Annotated in this window: 16 protein-coding genes and 2 tRNA genes; 13 read left to right on the forward strand and 5 right to left on the reverse strand. The window is 39.5% G+C overall.

The window, feature by feature from the left end; all coding sequences use genetic code 11:
* The first annotated feature begins 95 nt into the window (after window positions 1-95).
* A tRNA-Met gene (locus tag K9B36_RS15790) sits at window positions 96-172 on the forward strand.
* Between the two features lie 3 nt (window positions 173-175).
* Window positions 176-251, forward strand: a tRNA-Asp gene (locus K9B36_RS15795).
* A 239-nt stretch (window positions 252-490) separates the two neighbouring features.
* On the opposite strand, the gene K9B36_RS15800 is transcribed toward K9B36_RS15795, so the two are convergent.
* The 3 genes from K9B36_RS15800 to K9B36_RS15810 form a co-directional block, all read right to left on the reverse strand.
* Window positions 491-829, reverse strand: coding sequence for an NIPSNAP family protein (locus K9B36_RS15800; RefSeq protein ID WP_223703360.1), 339 nt, complete (start codon window positions 827-829; stop codon window positions 491-493).
* Window positions 830-2,188: 1,359 nt separating this feature from the next.
* Window positions 2,189-3,130, reverse strand: coding sequence for a DUF2268 domain-containing putative Zn-dependent protease (locus K9B36_RS15805; protein ID WP_223703362.1), 942 nt, complete (start codon window positions 3,128-3,130; stop codon window positions 2,189-2,191).
* A 166-nt stretch (window positions 3,131-3,296) separates the two neighbouring features.
* A complete protein-coding gene (locus K9B36_RS15810; RefSeq protein WP_223703363.1) occupies window positions 3,297-3,614 on the reverse strand; it encodes a DUF3243 domain-containing protein in 318 nt (105 codons plus the stop codon).
* A gap of 156 nt (window positions 3,615-3,770) precedes the next feature.
* Between K9B36_RS15810 and thiL the strand changes: the two genes are divergently transcribed.
* The 8 genes from thiL (at window position 3,771) to K9B36_RS15850 (ending at window position 10,947) form a co-directional block, all read left to right on the forward strand.
* Window positions 3,771-4,757 (forward strand): thiamine-phosphate kinase, encoded by a 987-nt coding sequence (gene thiL / locus K9B36_RS15815; protein ID WP_223703364.1) that lies wholly within the window; start codon window positions 3,771-3,773, stop codon window positions 4,755-4,757.
* A 12-nt stretch (window positions 4,758-4,769) separates the two neighbouring features.
* A complete protein-coding gene (tsaE, locus tag K9B36_RS15820; RefSeq protein WP_223703365.1) occupies window positions 4,770-5,225 on the forward strand; it encodes a tRNA (adenosine(37)-N6)-threonylcarbamoyltransferase complex ATPase subunit type 1 TsaE in 456 nt (151 codons plus the stop codon).
* On the forward strand, window positions 5,222-5,917 hold the full coding sequence (tsaB, locus tag K9B36_RS15825) for a tRNA (adenosine(37)-N6)-threonylcarbamoyltransferase complex dimerization subunit type 1 TsaB (RefSeq protein ID WP_223703366.1): 696 nt from the start codon (window positions 5,222-5,224) through the stop codon (window positions 5,915-5,917). Before tsaE ends, tsaB begins: the two co-directional genes overlap by 4 nt.
* Before the next feature lie 9 nt (window positions 5,918-5,926).
* Window positions 5,927-6,376, forward strand: coding sequence for a ribosomal protein S18-alanine N-acetyltransferase (gene rimI, locus K9B36_RS15830; protein WP_223703367.1), 450 nt, complete (start codon window positions 5,927-5,929; stop codon window positions 6,374-6,376).
* Window positions 6,373-7,398 (forward strand): tRNA (adenosine(37)-N6)-threonylcarbamoyltransferase complex transferase subunit TsaD, encoded by a 1,026-nt coding sequence (gene tsaD / locus K9B36_RS15835; RefSeq protein ID WP_263399403.1) that lies wholly within the window; start codon window positions 6,373-6,375, stop codon window positions 7,396-7,398. The genes rimI and tsaD overlap by 4 nt, the downstream gene beginning before the upstream one ends.
* 1,608 nt (window positions 7,399-9,006) lie before the next feature.
* Window positions 9,007-9,375 carry a GntR family transcriptional regulator gene (locus tag K9B36_RS15840; RefSeq protein ID WP_223703369.1) on the forward strand — a complete coding sequence of 123 codons (369 nt, stop codon included), beginning with the start codon at window positions 9,007-9,009 and terminating at the stop codon, window positions 9,373-9,375.
* On the forward strand, window positions 9,372-10,253 hold the full coding sequence (locus tag K9B36_RS15845) for an ABC transporter ATP-binding protein (RefSeq protein ID WP_223703371.1): 882 nt from the start codon (window positions 9,372-9,374) through the stop codon (window positions 10,251-10,253). The genes K9B36_RS15840 and K9B36_RS15845 overlap by 4 nt, the downstream gene beginning before the upstream one ends.
* Window positions 10,246-10,947 (forward strand): hypothetical protein, encoded by a 702-nt coding sequence (locus K9B36_RS15850; protein ID WP_223703372.1) that lies wholly within the window; start codon window positions 10,246-10,248, stop codon window positions 10,945-10,947. The genes K9B36_RS15845 and K9B36_RS15850 overlap by 8 nt, the downstream gene beginning before the upstream one ends.
* 64 nt (window positions 10,948-11,011) lie before the next feature.
* Here the strand turns inward: K9B36_RS15850 and K9B36_RS15855 are convergent, their stop codons facing one another.
* Window positions 11,012-11,194: a hypothetical protein gene (locus tag K9B36_RS15855; protein ID WP_223703373.1), complete on the reverse strand. Its 183-nt coding sequence runs from the start codon at window positions 11,192-11,194 to the stop codon at window positions 11,012-11,014.
* A 58-nt stretch (window positions 11,195-11,252) separates the two neighbouring features.
* A complete protein-coding gene (locus tag K9B36_RS15860) occupies window positions 11,253-13,193 on the reverse strand; it encodes an ABC-F family ATP-binding cassette domain-containing protein (protein WP_223703374.1) in 1,941 nt (646 codons plus the stop codon).
* Between the two features lie 244 nt (window positions 13,194-13,437).
* Between K9B36_RS15860 and K9B36_RS15865 the strand changes: the two genes are divergently transcribed.
* Genes K9B36_RS15865 through tatC form a run of 3 tightly spaced genes read left to right on the forward strand, consistent with a single transcriptional unit; the run spans window position 13,438 to window position 15,072 of the window.
* On the forward strand, window positions 13,438-14,076 hold the full coding sequence (locus K9B36_RS15865; RefSeq protein WP_223703375.1) for a redox-sensing transcriptional repressor Rex: 639 nt from the start codon (window positions 13,438-13,440) through the stop codon (window positions 14,074-14,076).
* A 40-nt stretch (window positions 14,077-14,116) separates the two neighbouring features.
* A complete protein-coding gene (locus K9B36_RS15870; RefSeq protein ID WP_223703376.1) occupies window positions 14,117-14,299 on the forward strand; it encodes a twin-arginine translocase TatA/TatE family subunit in 183 nt (60 codons plus the stop codon).
* A 17-nt stretch (window positions 14,300-14,316) separates the two neighbouring features.
* Window positions 14,317-15,072: a twin-arginine translocase subunit TatC gene (gene tatC, locus K9B36_RS15875; RefSeq protein WP_223703377.1), complete on the forward strand. Its 756-nt coding sequence runs from the start codon at window positions 14,317-14,319 to the stop codon at window positions 15,070-15,072.
* Window positions 15,073-15,081: the final 9 nt, after the last annotated feature.

Raw genomic sequence — 15,081 nt, forward strand, 5'->3', positions numbered from 1 at the left:
TTGGGGGCTGTCCCCCTGTGAGAGTAGGACGTTGCCAGGCATATTGCTTTTTTAAAAAAGTTATATAGTATATTTAAACTAAATACTAATATTGTCGCGGGGTGGAGCAGTTCGGTAGCTCGTCGGGCTCATAACCCGAAGGTCACAGGTTCAAATCCTGTCCCCGCAACCAAATGGTCCCGTGGTGTAGCGGTTAACATGCCTGCCTGTCACGCAGGAGATCGCCGGTTCGATCCCGGTCGGGACCGCCATTTTTACTAAAGAACGAAACTTGGTTTCGTATTTTTTTTGCCCTTTTTTAGGATGAAATAAAAAACATTCCATAACATACATTAACGGGTTTACTTGTGAGGTGCAAAAAAATCACAGGGCAAATCGCAATGAAATCACAACATTTTTCACATCAAAAAGGCTTAGAGGGTTTTCACTCTAAGCCTTTTTCCTTTATTTCAATGTTCCATTAAAGCTCCCAGATTGCGTAGGAGATGAATTATCTTAGTGTAGACTCTAATGCTTCATTTTTAACTTCAAGTATGTACTGACTAAGCACCTGTTCTCTCCCGCCACTATTTTCGTACCAATCTTTAATCATTTGAACATGTGTTTTATCATTTTTTATATTTGTTTCTATTCCCACATAATCTTCATAGCTGTCATATTCCCAAATGGCAAAAATTTCGACAGTATTGTCCTTATTATCCCTCATCCATCTTCCTATCAAGCGTGCTCCATGCTTTAATTGATTAGGTAAGTTTGTTTTGTTGAAGTGAGCATTGAACTCCTCAACAAAATCACTTTTAACAGTATAAAGTTTTCTTCTATAAAACATATCTGGACCTCCTATTATATATCCCCTGTTTTGCATATTTTCCACAATCCTGCCCAATTCTTAGATAAGGAGCGATACACTATGCTGCAATCGCTCCCAGATAGCGGAAGATCCTTTAATTAATTTTAAATTAGATCAATGCATTAGTTCATTTAAATAATGCATTTAGTGTGTAAAATTTAGCTTATTTCTTTAGAATTTTCTCTATATTTTCTAATAATATCCTCTAGTTCTTTATAGCTTCCATTTTAATCCAACTTCCGATTTCATATGTTAAACCGAATACAAACGAGAACCAAAGGTATCCATAGATATCTAGAAAGTCCTCTTGGTAAAGATCTAGTGCAAGTTGAGTGAGCAAGGAAACACTTCAACACTTCATTTCTAAATTATGTGGATAATCCTCTTGTTCTACTATCCTTCCCTTTTGATGAATAGTGTTAATTATCTGTCGTTTGTATATTTTAACATATNCAAGGAAACACTTCAACACTTCATTTCTAAATTATGTGGATAATCCTCTTGTTCTACTATCCTTCCCTTTTGATGAATAGTGTTAATTATCTGTCGTTTGTATATTTTAACATATTTATCTATTGACCTGTTTTAAACACCTTCAAAATAACCATGATTTATAATAGCCTCTTGTTCCAGTAAAAAATGCCCCATTGGTTAATACCAACTGATTAACATAAATCGTACAACCCAGTCCTTATTTAGAAGGCTCTTTTCTAAAAGGTTGTTGCTATAAGATCATAAAAAATCAGCATTTGGACTTTTTACTGTCCTATTCACTCAAAATTAAGATAATCTTAGTTTTGCAGGAAAAGAGCCCGGCAGCAACAACGAGTGGCACCAACTTACGTAAAAGCATAAACCAATGACAAAATAACCTTTAGCAAAAAAGATGCTTTCCATTTTCAGAAATTCACCTGATTGTGGAGTAGAGATTATTGCTGTTGAACTGATAAACGACAATTATACTTTTCTGGTTTTGCTTGTATAGTAACCCTTGCTAGACTCCATCGATATTCATCATTCACTACTTTTATATAGAATAAGTGCTGAGGGGACCTATGAGCCGTAGTGGAGAAGATCGCACTGTATGGAGAGAGACTTTAAAATTTAGAACGCTGGGTGCACATAATGTGTCGGTGTGTGTCGAATGGCATTTATATTGATCCGAATGGGTTATAAAATGAAAAAGTGGCTTATAAATATAAAAGTTAGACTATAAAATAGAAAGTTGGATTAAAAAAGTAGTTTTTATAACCACATTGAGAAGAAAACAGAAGGCGGAAAAAGATTTCAGACAAAAAAGCCTACCATCTTTAAAAAAGACAGCAGGCTTTCCTTTACTTAATTGTAGTTCGCTTGGTAACTACCTTCTTCAAATATCTCGGTTGCAGGCTTTTCTGTCCATTCTTCTATGGTTGCGTCAGGGTTTGCATCAAGGTATGCTTTGACCATTTTGTAGCCTTCACTATATCCATAATGCTTAGGGAATCCTTCTTTGCTTCCTCTTAGAATAGTCTGTGCTCTATTTTGGTCGGTGTTGGACAAGTCACCTGAGATTTTTGCCCATTGATCGTTGTTAAAAGTCTCGTCTACTTGTGTCAAATTGATATTAGGGTAGGCGGTTTTTTCGAACATTACGGCTTTCCCTTCGAATACTAGATTATCTAGCACAGTGAAAGAATCGTTGTTGTAATGTTTTTCTGACCATACGCTGTGATGGTACTCATGGGCAACACCAGCTTTGATAATGTCGCTAGAGTAATTTCTATTATAGAGAACAATTATTTTTCCTGCTCCTGCAGTAAACATTAAGTTAGTAGAATCATTGGTGGGGAATACACATACAGTGGTTTCACTTTCAGTTGGCAGTAAGTTTGAAGATGTGATAAGGGCGTCCTTAATTGCTTCATTTGTAGTTGTAAAATCAATCTTTTTGATAACGTCTTGTACGGCGATGCGGTTTTTAGGTTCCTCGTTTAGAAGGGATTCAGCTAAATGGATGTATTCACCGTCTTTAAAACACTTGTCATATAGGGGATCAATAATAGATGATTTATATAGGTCGAGATGTTCTTCTTTTGGAATGCTTTTTGATTCTTCATAAAAAGGGTTGAATAGTTGATAAGCGTGGATAATTTCAAATTTCTGTTCATTATCCGGATTTTCGACACTCACAGAGAGTCCTTCTTCACTAGTACCGGACGAATCCACACTTTCTCCATTGTTGCAGCCGGTTAAAGCCAAGATGATAACAAATAAAAACAAAAAACCTTTCAAACGCATTAATTTCCCTCCTAGAATATTATTGTTCACAATTAATACTTATTTGTGCCTAAGGTTAAATATTCTACAAAATACTACGAAATCCTTTAACTTGACAAAATATATTTTATGTTTCGAAACGCGAAAGAAGCCCGGCCTATCAAGGCCGGGCTTCTGATTTATTCTATTAATCCACTAGTTTGACTAGCATGTGTGCGAGCTTATGACGTTCTTCTTTGTCGCCGACCTTCCAGAGCTCTTGAAGAAGCTTTTCTTCGCGATTCTTTGGTTCCTCGTGTTTTGCTAGATAATCTGCAACTTTCTCGGCAGCTAGCGCAAGTTGTTCTTCTCCAAGTCCTACTCTTTTCCCAACAGCGATCTTATCGTTTAAGTAGTTTTTAAAGGTATCAAAATCGGCTAAAATTTGTTCTTTCTTGTCCTGGTCCATATTTTCTACTTTTCTTTCCACTTTGCTTTGTGTAGTTTCTTGGTCCGTATGTGCCATTATTGAATTCCTCCTTTATTATTGATGTTCTATATTCCATTACCTTTCTTTCCATAAGTGAAACCTTTTTGGGAGAGTTGTAGGATTTATTTTCTTTATACAGGCTCTTTCGTTATAATAGTGGGTAGCATATGGAAGCAGAGGAGTGTCGTATTTATGTCCATTTCCGATGAGTTTGAATTTATTAAAAGCATCGAGCCTTCTACTTTGTTTCATAGGAACAAGGTAGTGGGTATAGGAGATGATGCAGCTATTATTGGAGTGGATTCAAAATTTGAAAAGGTTGTGTGTGTGGATACTATGGTGGAGGAGATTCATTTTTCCGCTCAAACCATGGAGCCATTTGATATTGGTTATAAAGCATTAGCTGCGAATATAAGTGATGTAGCAGCCATGGGTGGGATTCCCCTCTATTACCTTGTGTCCATTACAATTCCTACTAGATGGGCTAAAAAAGATCTTGTTGCAATCTATGATGGTATGCGAGCTTTAGGTGATCAGTATAAAATGGATCTAATCGGAGGAGATACCACTTCAGGTAGCTCTTTAGTTTTAAGTGTGTTTGTTATCGGGAAGGTAGAAACAGGGAAGCGATTACTGCGCTCCAACGCACGAAACGGTGACATTGTTTTTGTGTCAGGTTCCTTAGGAGAATCCGCAGCAGGCTTGGACCTTTTATTAAAGAATGTTGCAATTGAAAATCAAGAAAAATGGAAACAGTTAGTCAGTAGGCATAAACAGCCCTCCCCAAAAGTGAGTCTTGGAAGAGTTTTGGCAGGGTTTGAACGTGTTGCCTTAAATGATGTCAGTGATGGCTTGGCAAGTGAGTTAATAGAGATTACAGAAGCAAGTAATGTAGATATTATGATTAATAAGGATACAATACCAATAGATCCTATTTTAATGCAATATAATCCAAAGAATGCTCTGACCTGGGCACTTACAGGTGGAGAGGACTTTGAACTTGTCGGTACCATTTCGCCTGCGGACTGGCCTTTTTTACAAAAGCAGTGTAAAGAATTAGAGATAGTGATTTCGGCAATTGGAAAAGTGGCAGATGGGGATGGGAAGGTATTTATGTATGATGAACACGGTAAAGTAGAGTTAAAAAAAGAAGGATTTAATCATTTTCAAAAAGAGTAGGAGAATTTATATATGTTACAAGTAGAGTTAATGACTCATTCTGCAGAAGAAACGATCGAAAAATCCCGTATGTTAGGAAAGCTTTTGCAAGGGGGAGACGTCCTCTTATTAGAGGGAGACTTGGGGGCCGGAAAAACCACTTTTACGAAAGGTTTGGCTAAGGGTCTCGATATTACCCGCAATGTAAATAGCCCGACATTTACAATTATCAAAGAATATGAGGGAAGGTTGCCGCTCTATCACATGGATGTTTATCGCCTTGCGGATAGCGAGGAAGATCTCGGATTTGATGATTATTTTGGAGGTAAGGGTGTTTCAGTAGTGGAATGGGCTCATTTAATAGAAGATTACTTACCTGAAGAAAGATTAGAAATTTATCTCTATCATCATGGAGATGATGAAAGAAAGATTGTACTGACTCCAAAAGGTAGTAGATATGAAGAACTATGTAAGGGGCTAATGGAATGACAAAGGTATTAGCGATTGATACTTCTACCTATGTGCTCGGCGTGGCCATAGTGGAGGAAGGCAAGGTAATAGGCGAGCTTGTGACGAACCTTCAGAAAAACCATTCGGTACGGGCGATGCCAGCTATTGAACAACTATTAAGGGATTGTGAAGTACAACCAAATGAATTGACCCATATTGTTGTAGGCAAGGGACCTGGTTCTTACACAGGAGTTCGAATTGGTGTGACACTTGCGAAGACTTTAGCTTGGGCATTGAATTTGCCACTTGCCGGTGTGTCTAGCTTAGAGCTATTGGCAGCGAATGGTCGTTATTTTCCAGGCTCAGTCTGTTCCATCGTGGATGCAAGACGCGGTCAGGTGTATACAGGATTATATAAGTGGGAAAATCAAAGGGTGGTCACAGAAATAGAAGATATTAATATCCTCCTTACTGATTGGCTTACCATGCTAAAAGAGAAAGGTAAGGACGTACTATTTATTGGAAATGACGTGCACATTCATAAAGATACCATCATAGAGTACCTTGGGGAGCTCGCACATTTTGCTCAAAACAGTGAAAATAACCCTCGTCCCAGTGAATTGGCCTTAATCGGCCTCCATAAAGATGCAGAAGATCTCCATGCTTTTGTCCCAAATTACACGAGGTTAGCAGAAGCGGAGACGAAATGGCTGGAAAGTAAAGATAAATAGGAGAACAAGATGGAAACAATCTTTGATATTGCAAAAATGACGGTACAAGATATCGATGGTGTTTATGAGGTAGAGTTGGAGTCATTCGCTACCCCTTGGAACAAGGACGCCTTTTACTACGAGATTGCCAATAATCCATATGCTACATATTTTGTCATGAAAGAACAGGCAAACGTAATAGGATATTGTGGAATCTGGATTGTCATGGGAGAGGCTCAGATTACCAATATTGCTATTCGCCCTTCTTGTAGAGGGCGTAAGCTTGGGGATATACTTTTAGCAAAAGCAATCGAGTACTGTAAAGAAACTGGCGCCACTACGCTATCATTAGAAGTGAGGGTATCCAATATCGTGGCACAGAACTTATACCGAAAGCACGGTTTTCAAAATGGTGGCATACGGAAAAAATACTATGTGGATAACAATGAAGACGCATTAGTGATGTGGGTGAATTTATGAACAATAAAGAGGAATACATTTTAGGAATTGAGACAAGTTGTGACGAAACAGCTGCTGCTATTATCAAAAATGGAAAAGAAATAGTGGCAAATGTCGTTTCTTCACAAATCGAAAGTCATCAGCGCTTCGGAGGTGTTGTTCCGGAAATCGCGTCCAGGCATCATGTGGAACAGATTACACTTGTACTGGAAGAAACAATGTCGCAAAGCGGTCTGACAATGGATGAGATCTCCGCTGTAGCTGTAACAGAAGGACCAGGCCTTGTAGGGGCACTATTAATTGGTGTAAATGCAGCGAAGGCTGTGGCATTTGCCCATTCTAAACCATTAATTGGGGTGCATCATATTGCAGGCCATATATATGCCAACCAGCTTGTTGGAGATCTCAAATTTCCACTTTTGGCGCTAGTCGTATCCGGCGGGCATACAGAGCTTGTATTCATGAAAGAGCATGGTAGCTTTGAGGTGATTGGGGAAACGCGTGACGATGCAGTAGGAGAGGCTTACGACAAAGTAGCAAGAACGCTTAAGCTTCCATACCCTGGCGGCCCACATATCGATCGTATGGCACAAGAAGGGCAGGCAACCATTAAATTGCCAAGAGCGTGGCTTGAAGAAGAATCCTATGATTTCAGCTTTTCTGGCTTAAAATCAGCAGTAATCAACACCCTTCACAATGCCAGCCAAAAGGGCGAAGAGATTGTTCCAGAAGATCTGGCAGCCAGTTTTCAGGAAAGTGTCATCGATGTGCTTGTAACAAAAACACTAAAGGCAATGAAGCAATATGAAGTTGACCAGGTTCTATTAGCTGGAGGAGTGGCAGCTAATAAGGGACTGCGGGCAGCTTTGCAGGAGGCTGTGGATAAAACGGGGAAAGAGCTAATCATTCCGCCTTTATCGCTCTGTACAGACAATGCAGCCATGATTGCTACTGCTGGGAGTGTGCTATACCGCAAAGGGAAAAGATCCGGAATGAATTTGAATGCTAATCCGGGATTGGATATTGAAAAGCCTTTTAACTAATTATTAGTTAAAAGGCTTTTTTTTTTGGTCAAAATTGCTGCTTCGCGTTTTGGTAACTCTTTGGTTTTAAGCTGGCGGGGGATTCGTTTGGTGCGGCGCAGGTACATGGAAATGGGGATTGGGACGGAATGATGTAGATGGAGGAGTGAAGAAAGTACATGAAAAGTGTGTTTGTCGCGAGATGATGTACCTGGAAGGGTGAAGAAAGTACATGAAAAGAGAGTTTGTCGCGAGATGATGTACCTAGAAGGGTGAAGAAAGTACATGAAACGAGAGTTTGTCGTGAGATGATGTACGTAAAAGAGTGAAGAAAGTACATGAAAAGTGTGTTTGTCGCGAGATGATGTACCTGGAAGGGTGAAGAAAGTACATGAAAAGAGAGTTTGTCGCGAGATGATGTACCTAGAAGGGTGAAGAAAGTACATGAAAAGAGAGTTTGTCGTGAGATGATGTACGTAAAAGAGTGAAGAAAGTACATGAAAAGTGGGTTTGGCAGGAGATGATGTACCTAGAAGAGTGAAGTAAGTACATGAAGAGTGGGTTTGTCGCGAGATGATGTACCTATAAGAGTGAAGAAAGTACATGAAAAGAGAGTTTGTCCGGAGATGATGTACCTAAAAGAGCGAGGTAAGTACATGAAAAGAGAGCTTGTCCCAAGATGATGTACCTAAAAGGTCGAAGAAAGTACATGAAAAGAGAGTTTGCCGCAAGATGATGTACCTAGAAGAGCAAAGTAAGTACATGAAAAGAGAGTTTGTCGCGAGATGATGTACCTAGAAGAGCAATATAAGTACATGAAAAGAGAGTTTGTCCCAAGATGATGTACCTAAAAGGTCGAAGAAAGTACATGAAAAGAGAGTTTGCCGCAAGATGATGTACCTAGAAGAGCAAAGTAAGTACATGAAAAGAGAGTTTGTCGCGAGATGATGTACCTAGAAGAGCAAAATAAGTACATGAAAAGAGAGTTTGTCCCAAGATGATGTACCTAAAAGGACGAAGTAAGTACATGAAAAGAGAGCTTGTCGCAAAATGATGTACCTAGAAGAGCGAAGTAAGTACATGAAAAGAGTGGAAGAACCGAGATGATGTACCTCAAACCCCCAAGTAGCTACATAAACCGTACAATTACCAGAGAAAGATGTTCAAAAAGCTTCGTTCCTTCGCACCAATGCCCCCAAAAAGACGCTTCTCACATCTTACCCACAGGGTTGTGGACAACCTGTGGGTAAATAGTAAGATTCCTTTATTTAATAACACCAAATTTGTGAATAAAAATGTGGGTAACTTTACTTAGTTTTGTGGATAATGTGGATAATTCTCTTGATAACTTATTAAACAAGGGTGGATATGTGCATAAGGTTGTGGGTAACTACATATAATCGACAAGCTTCAGCAATAAACCTTTTTTAATCGACAAAAAAGCACAAAGTTGGAGATGAGAGCTTTTATTCTTACGTTCCACAATAACTCAAGTAAAACCAAATCAAATTTCATAAAACAATTGACTTAAAACTTCACTACCTATATAGTTAGTTACATAAGTAGCTAACCAATTAACACCCATCACAAACAATCAGTCTAAACAAGTAAACCAAAGTAGGTGAAAGCGTGGAAATTAACCTTAAAGGGGACATTCCCATCTTCCAGCAGGTGGCAGAAATGATCGAGAGCGGCATCTTAGAAGGAAGCATGCAAGAGGGAGAACGGGTACCATCCACAAATGAATTTGCGAAATACTATCAAATCAACCCAGCAACAGCGGCCAAGGGAATTAATCAGTTGGTTGATCAGGAAATCCTATTCAAGAAAAGAGGGGTCGGAATGTTTGTGGCAGAAGGAGCAAAGGAGATTATACTTACTAAAAGGAAAATGGCATTTTATACAAATTACATTGTTCCGTTAAAGAAGGAAGCAAGTAAACTAGGAATTACTGAAGAAGAAATGGTAGCACTTATCGGGAGGAGGGGCGAGGAATGAAAATAGAGTTAAAGAATGTATCGAAACACTTTGGGACCAAAAAAGCGGTGGATCTCTTGTCGCTAACGCTTGAAGAGGGCAAAATCTATGGACTTCTTGGACGCAACGGCGCTGGTAAAACGACGCTGATGCAGCTGCTAGCCGGTCATTCACTTCCTTCTTCAGGAGAAATTCTTATTGATGGAGAGAATCCTTTTAATAACAGAAAAATAACAAAAGAAATTTGCCTGGTAAACGAGAGCAATAACTTCATTAAACGCCTTAGTATCAAAGATATTTTAAAGGTAGCGTCCCTCTTTTATCCTAATTGGTCCTGGGACACGGCTCATGCGCTGCTTAAAACCTTTAACCTTGAGCCTTCTATGAAAACTAAAGGGCTTTCCAAAGGAATGGAGTCCTCGCTTGGCATAATCATCGGTCTTGCAAGCAGAGCGAAGATTACGATTCTCGATGAACCATATATCGGTCTCGACGCGGCGGCACGGTATAAATTTTATGAAGTGTTGCTTAAAGCGTACGAAGAGTATCCAAGAACCATCATTCTTTCCACTCACCTGATCGACGAGGTAAGCAACTTGTTCGAAGAGGTTATCCTGATGAGAAGCGGGGAACTTCTTTTTCATAAATCAACCGAAGAATTATTAGGATCAAGCATCACTGTTACCGGTAAAAGGGACGCGGTGGATGAGTTTGCAAAAGGCAAGCGAGTGCTCCATGAATCTGTTTTGGCAGGAAGAAAGACAGCCACTTTATATGGTGAAGGATTGACAGTGGAACAGGCAGCCTCTTTCAATCTTGATGCAAATCGCAGCACAATTCAGCAACTGATGGTGTATATGACAGAAGAAGAGTTAACGGGGGGAAAGAATTATGCTTAAAGATATGAGAGCAGTACTCTATTACCTTGCGGTGGATATGCGGTTCTCATTCATCGTATTCTGGTCCATTATGATTCTCAGTATAACAACCATGTTTCTAATCGTCCTATCCTTTGACACGAACATGATTGTTGTAACAAGTATGGCTATCTACATTTTCTGCGGTATCACAGGCTTTTTGACAACAAAGGAAACCTTCCCTTATTGCATAAAGCTTGGTGCGACAAGAAATCAGTATTTGTTAAGTGTATTAATTTATTGTGTCATCGTTGCAACGGTGTTCTCTACGATTCACATAATCTATCTCAAAATTTTTAATCAAATTGTTGCTATTTCGGGTAGTGAACACTTTCTGACCTTCCATACAGTTGAGGCGACGGCCTTGGCGAACACATGGTATAACCAATTGTTTGTCGATACGATCATCTGCTTTTTGCTTCTATCATTTGGCTTTCTGCTTGGCACCATCTTTTACCGAACAGGTCTGATTGGAGGATTAAGTACATTGGCTTTGATTGTTATTATTGCAATCTTTCCTCCAACAAGAAACTTCTTGCTCGATATATTGGTGGATATGGAAGGATGGAAGCAAGGCCTTAACTTTTTGCTGGTACTTGGTGTTGCCCTTTTAGCTTACCTGCCGAACTGGGGGATGCTTAGAAAGGCCTCCACATTACCAGGTGCGACACGATAAGAACATAGAAAACCGCACAGTCTCGAATGGCTGCGCGGTTTTTGTTGCTTTTCGACCAACGTGTTCAGTTTTTTTGTCTTTTCTTCTGAAAAAATAAATAGTAGACTCCGAAGCAAAGTCCAATCAGATTAATCGCAAGCATCACAAAATAATAGGGCTCAATTGGTCCGGTAAAAATGTAACTAGTGTATCTTATGGTGTTAATTATAATAACAACCAATATAACTGTTGAAAAAAATCTACTCATCCTATCCCCCTGATAACCACATGAGATCTATCTTGTGAAACCTAGTGGTTGCTTTATTTCACACAAGTTCTTCCCATTCTTCCATCAAGGCAAGGAGCTTCTCCTGTAATGCTTCGTTTTCCGTGTTAAGCTCCAGTACTTTTTCATGAGCCTGATAGACCTCAGGAAGGCAGAGCTCACTTTCGTTATGCTCGATTTTCTGCTCGAGCTCTTCCATTTCTTTTTCAATCTCTTCCACTCGGCGCTTTCGTTGCCGTTCCAGACGTTTGGCCTCTTTTTCCTGTTCGTAGCTCATTTTATCAGAAGCATTTGCAGCTGTAGCGGAAGTATCTTTCGGTCCACTTGAATTAGTAGTCAACGCTTCTAAGCGTTCAAGCTCTAATGTTTCTTCCTTTTTCTCGATGTAATAGTCATAATCCCCTAGAAACTCAATAGCTCCGTTTTTACTTAATTCATAAACCTTCGTGGCTAAGCGGTTAATAAAGTAACGGTCATGGGAAACGAAAAGGATTGTACCTGGGTAATCAATTAAGGCATTTTCAAGAATTTCCTTGCTGTCCAAGTCCAAGTGGTTGGTAGGCTCGTCCAAAATAAGAACATTAGATCGTTGCAGCATAAGCTTGGAAAGTGCTAATCTTGCCTTTTCTCCACCACTTAGCGTAGAAACGGGCTTTAAAACATCATCTCCTGAGAAAAGGAAATTCCCAAGAACGGTGCGAATCTCTTTTTCTGTTTTATGGGGATAATCATCCCATAGTTCATGTAATACCGTTTTATTGGAGGTCAAATCTGCCTGCTGCTGGTCATAATAGCTTATTGAAACATTGGCTCCAAAGGAAAATGACCCTTCCAAAGGCTCCAATTTTTTCACCAAGGTTTTTAAGAGCGTTGATTTCCCAATCCCATTTGGTCCTACAAGTGCCGCACTGTCTCCTCTGGTTAGGGAAAGGTCGACATGACGAAATATGGGGGACTGATCATAAGAGACAGCAAGGTCCTTGCCCTTTAGAACGTCATTTCCACTCTGTCTATCAATATCAAACATAATAGAAGCAGATTTCTCGTCACCCTTTGGACGGTCAAGCACTTGCATTTTATCTAACTGCTTTCTTCTGCTTTGCGCACGCTTGGTGGTAGAGGCTCTCGCAAGGTTGCGTTGAACAAAGTCCTGAAGCTTTGAGATCTCATCTTGTTGCTTTTCGAATACTTTCATGTCCCTCTCATATTGTTCTGCTTTTTGAGAAAGATAGGAGCTGTAGTTACCGGTAAACTTCAAGGATTGTTTTCTTGAAATTTCATAAACCGTTGTAACTACCTTATCTAGGAAGTAACGGTCATGGGAGACGATAAGCAATGCGCCGGGATAACCTTGCAAATAATTTTCCAGCCATGAAAGGGTATCAATGTCCAAATGGTTTGTAGGCTCATCCAAAATTAAAAGATCAGGCTTTGTTAGTAGAAGCTTTGCAAGAGCAAGCCGTGTCCGTTGCCCGCCACTGAGCGTCTCAATCGGTGTACCATAATCAAACTCAGAGAACCGGAGACCATGAAGCACCGAACGAATATCAGCTTCGTACTGAAAGCCTCCGCGCTGCTTAAAGTTCTCTTGCACCTCGTCATATTCTTTCAACACCCTCGCATACAAGGCATCATCTTCAAAACAAGAAGGATCCCCCATTTTTGACTCCAACGCACGCATCTGGGTTTCAAGATCTTTTAACCCCGAAAAGACGGTCAGCATTTCATCCCAAATGGAACGTTCCGTTTGAAGACCGGTATCTTGAGCAAGGTAGCCGATCTCCACATCCTTTGGCTTGATAATATCGCCTGTATCATAGGATAACTGATTGGAAATGATTTTTAATAAAGTCGACTTACCAGCACCGTTTCTCCCAACGAGCGCAATTCTATCTTTCGATTGTACTTCTAGTTTTATATTCGATAGAATAAGGTCAGCACCAAAATATTTTGTTAACTGATTTATTTGTAAAATAATCATTATCTTCACCTCATGCAATTCTATATTCAGTGTATCGTTCTTCTTGCCGCACATCAAGAATAGGCAACCGAACCTACTTACAAAATGAGAAAAATAAGGTAAAATGAAAACGTTTAAAAGTAGACTAGGTGAGACACGGTTCTGAATTAGAGTAGAAAGCAACAAGCAACGCGAAAAAGGCTAACATATAAAACAGACAGATATAAGGTAAAAGGAATGCTCGCTAGAAAGGGGGACAGTCTTAATGAATAACGAATCTATAAAAATACCTCAGGCAACGGCGAAAAGATTGCCATTGTATTATCGGTTTTTGAAAAATTTAAGCACATCCGGAAAGCAAAGAGTTTCCTCTGCCGAACTTAGTGAAGCGGTAAAAGTGGATTCCGCTACCATTCGGAGGGACTTTAGCTACTTTGGGGCTCTGGGGAAAAAGGGATACGGTTACAATGTTCAATATTTGTTAACTTTTTTCCGGAAAACGCTCGACCAAGATGAATTAACTTATGTTACTCTAATAGGAGTGGGGAATTTAGGAACCGCATTCCTGCACTACAATTTCATGAAAAACAATAACACCAAAATTGTGATGGCTTTTGACATCGATAAGAATAAAGTAGGAACTGAAATTGGCGGGGTTCCGGTATTTCATATGGATGATATAGAAAAGGATCTTCCAGATAACGTGACAGTAGCGATTCTTACCGTTCCGGCACCGGTAGCACAGCCTATCGCCGACAGACTAGTAAAACAAGGAGTAAAGGGAATACTAAACTTTACGCCAGCACGTATTAATGTACCGGAAAACATCCGCATTCATCATATTGATTTAGCAGTAGAATTACAGTCATTGGTATATTTTCTCAAGCACTATTCAACAGACTGAAAAAGTAGTAGAATAAGGATATTTCGAGGAGGTGGCAAGAATGGGTCCAATGGGAATGGGTAGCCTCTTTTTAATTGTTTTTGTAGCATTATTGATTTTCGGTCCAAGTAAATTACCTCAGCTAGGTAAAGCAGCAGGTAACACGTTGCGTGAATTTAAAAACGCAACAAAGGGATTAGCAGATGATGACGAGAAAACAGAGAAAAAAGAAGAAACAAAGTAATGTAAGGATGAACATATATGCTAGATAGAGAAATGTCGGTGTATGACCATATTGGTGAGCTCCGAAAGAGAATCATCATTATCGCCGTTTTCTTTTTTGCATCGGCGATCGGTGGCTTTTTCCTAGCAGAACCAATCATTGTCTATTTACAGCAGACGAATGAGGCGAAAGAGCTTACGATGAATGCCTTTCGTTTAACAGATCCAATTAAGATCTTTATGCAATTTTCCTTTTTGATTGCATTTATTATCACCTTTCCTGTCACTCTCTATCAATTATGGGCGTTCATCAGTCCAGGGTTATTTGAAAAAGAGCGGAGAGTTACATTAAGTTATATACCTATCTCGATTTTCTTGTTTTTAAGTGGACTAGCTTTTTCTTATTTTATTCTCTTTCCTTTTGTAGTGAATTTTATGAGCAGACTAGCAGAACGCTTAGATATAAATCAAGTTATTGGCATAAACGAGTACTTTCAATTTTTATTTCAGCTGACCTTGCCATTTGGACTATTATTTCAAATGCCGGTCATTGTGATGTTCTTAACTCGATTAGGAATAATTACTCCTGATTTTCTTGTAAGAGTACGGAAATTTGCCTATTTTATTTTACTTATCGTTGGGGCTTTTATTACCCCACCGGAATTACTCTCGCATTTAATGGTAACGGTTCCGCTCCTATTTTTGTATGAAGTGAGTATTATCATTTCACGCTTTGGCTATAAAAAGGTAAAGCAAGCAGAAAAAGAGCAAGATCAGGAGCTAAATAGAAAATAGGCTGCACAC

The sequence above is a fragment of the Sutcliffiella deserti genome (assembly GCF_020037475.1).
Classification (GTDB): domain Bacteria; phylum Bacillota; class Bacilli; order Bacillales; family Bacillaceae_I; genus Sutcliffiella_A; species Sutcliffiella_A deserti.

What these genes read in the sequence shown, in the direction of transcription:
- K9B36_RS15800 (WP_223703360.1), bottom strand. Translation starts at nt 829, where the DNA reads ATGTTTTATAGAAGAAAACTTTATACTGTTAAAAGTGATTTTGTTGAG.
- K9B36_RS15805 (WP_223703362.1), bottom strand. Translation starts at nt 3,130, where the DNA reads ATGCGTTTGAAAGGTTTTTTGTTTTTATTTGTTATCATCTTGGCTTTA.
- K9B36_RS15810 (WP_223703363.1), bottom strand. Translation starts at nt 3,614, where the DNA reads ATGGCACATACGGACCAAGAAACTACACAAAGCAAAGTGGAAAGAAAA.
- thiL (WP_223703364.1), top strand. Translation starts at nt 3,771, where the DNA reads ATGTCCATTTCCGATGAGTTTGAATTTATTAAAAGCATCGAGCCTTCT.
- tsaE (WP_223703365.1), top strand. Translation starts at nt 4,770, where the DNA reads ATGTTACAAGTAGAGTTAATGACTCATTCTGCAGAAGAAACGATCGAA.
- tsaB (WP_223703366.1), top strand. Translation starts at nt 5,222, where the DNA reads ATGACAAAGGTATTAGCGATTGATACTTCTACCTATGTGCTCGGCGTG.
- rimI (WP_223703367.1), top strand. Translation starts at nt 5,927, where the DNA reads ATGGAAACAATCTTTGATATTGCAAAAATGACGGTACAAGATATCGAT.
- tsaD (WP_263399403.1), top strand. Translation starts at nt 6,373, where the DNA reads ATGAACAATAAAGAGGAATACATTTTAGGAATTGAGACAAGTTGTGAC.
- K9B36_RS15845 (WP_223703371.1), top strand. Translation starts at nt 9,372, where the DNA reads ATGAAAATAGAGTTAAAGAATGTATCGAAACACTTTGGGACCAAAAAA.
- K9B36_RS15850 (WP_223703372.1), top strand. Translation starts at nt 10,246, where the DNA reads ATGCTTAAAGATATGAGAGCAGTACTCTATTACCTTGCGGTGGATATG.
- K9B36_RS15855 (WP_223703373.1), bottom strand. Translation starts at nt 11,194, where the DNA reads ATGAGTAGATTTTTTTCAACAGTTATATTGGTTGTTATTATAATTAAC.
- K9B36_RS15860 (WP_223703374.1), bottom strand. Translation starts at nt 13,193, where the DNA reads ATGATTATTTTACAAATAAATCAGTTAACAAAATATTTTGGTGCTGAC.
- K9B36_RS15865 (WP_223703375.1), top strand. Translation starts at nt 13,438, where the DNA reads ATGAATAACGAATCTATAAAAATACCTCAGGCAACGGCGAAAAGATTG.
- K9B36_RS15870 (WP_223703376.1), top strand. Translation starts at nt 14,117, where the DNA reads ATGGGTCCAATGGGAATGGGTAGCCTCTTTTTAATTGTTTTTGTAGCA.
- tatC (WP_223703377.1), top strand. Translation starts at nt 14,317, where the DNA reads ATGCTAGATAGAGAAATGTCGGTGTATGACCATATTGGTGAGCTCCGA.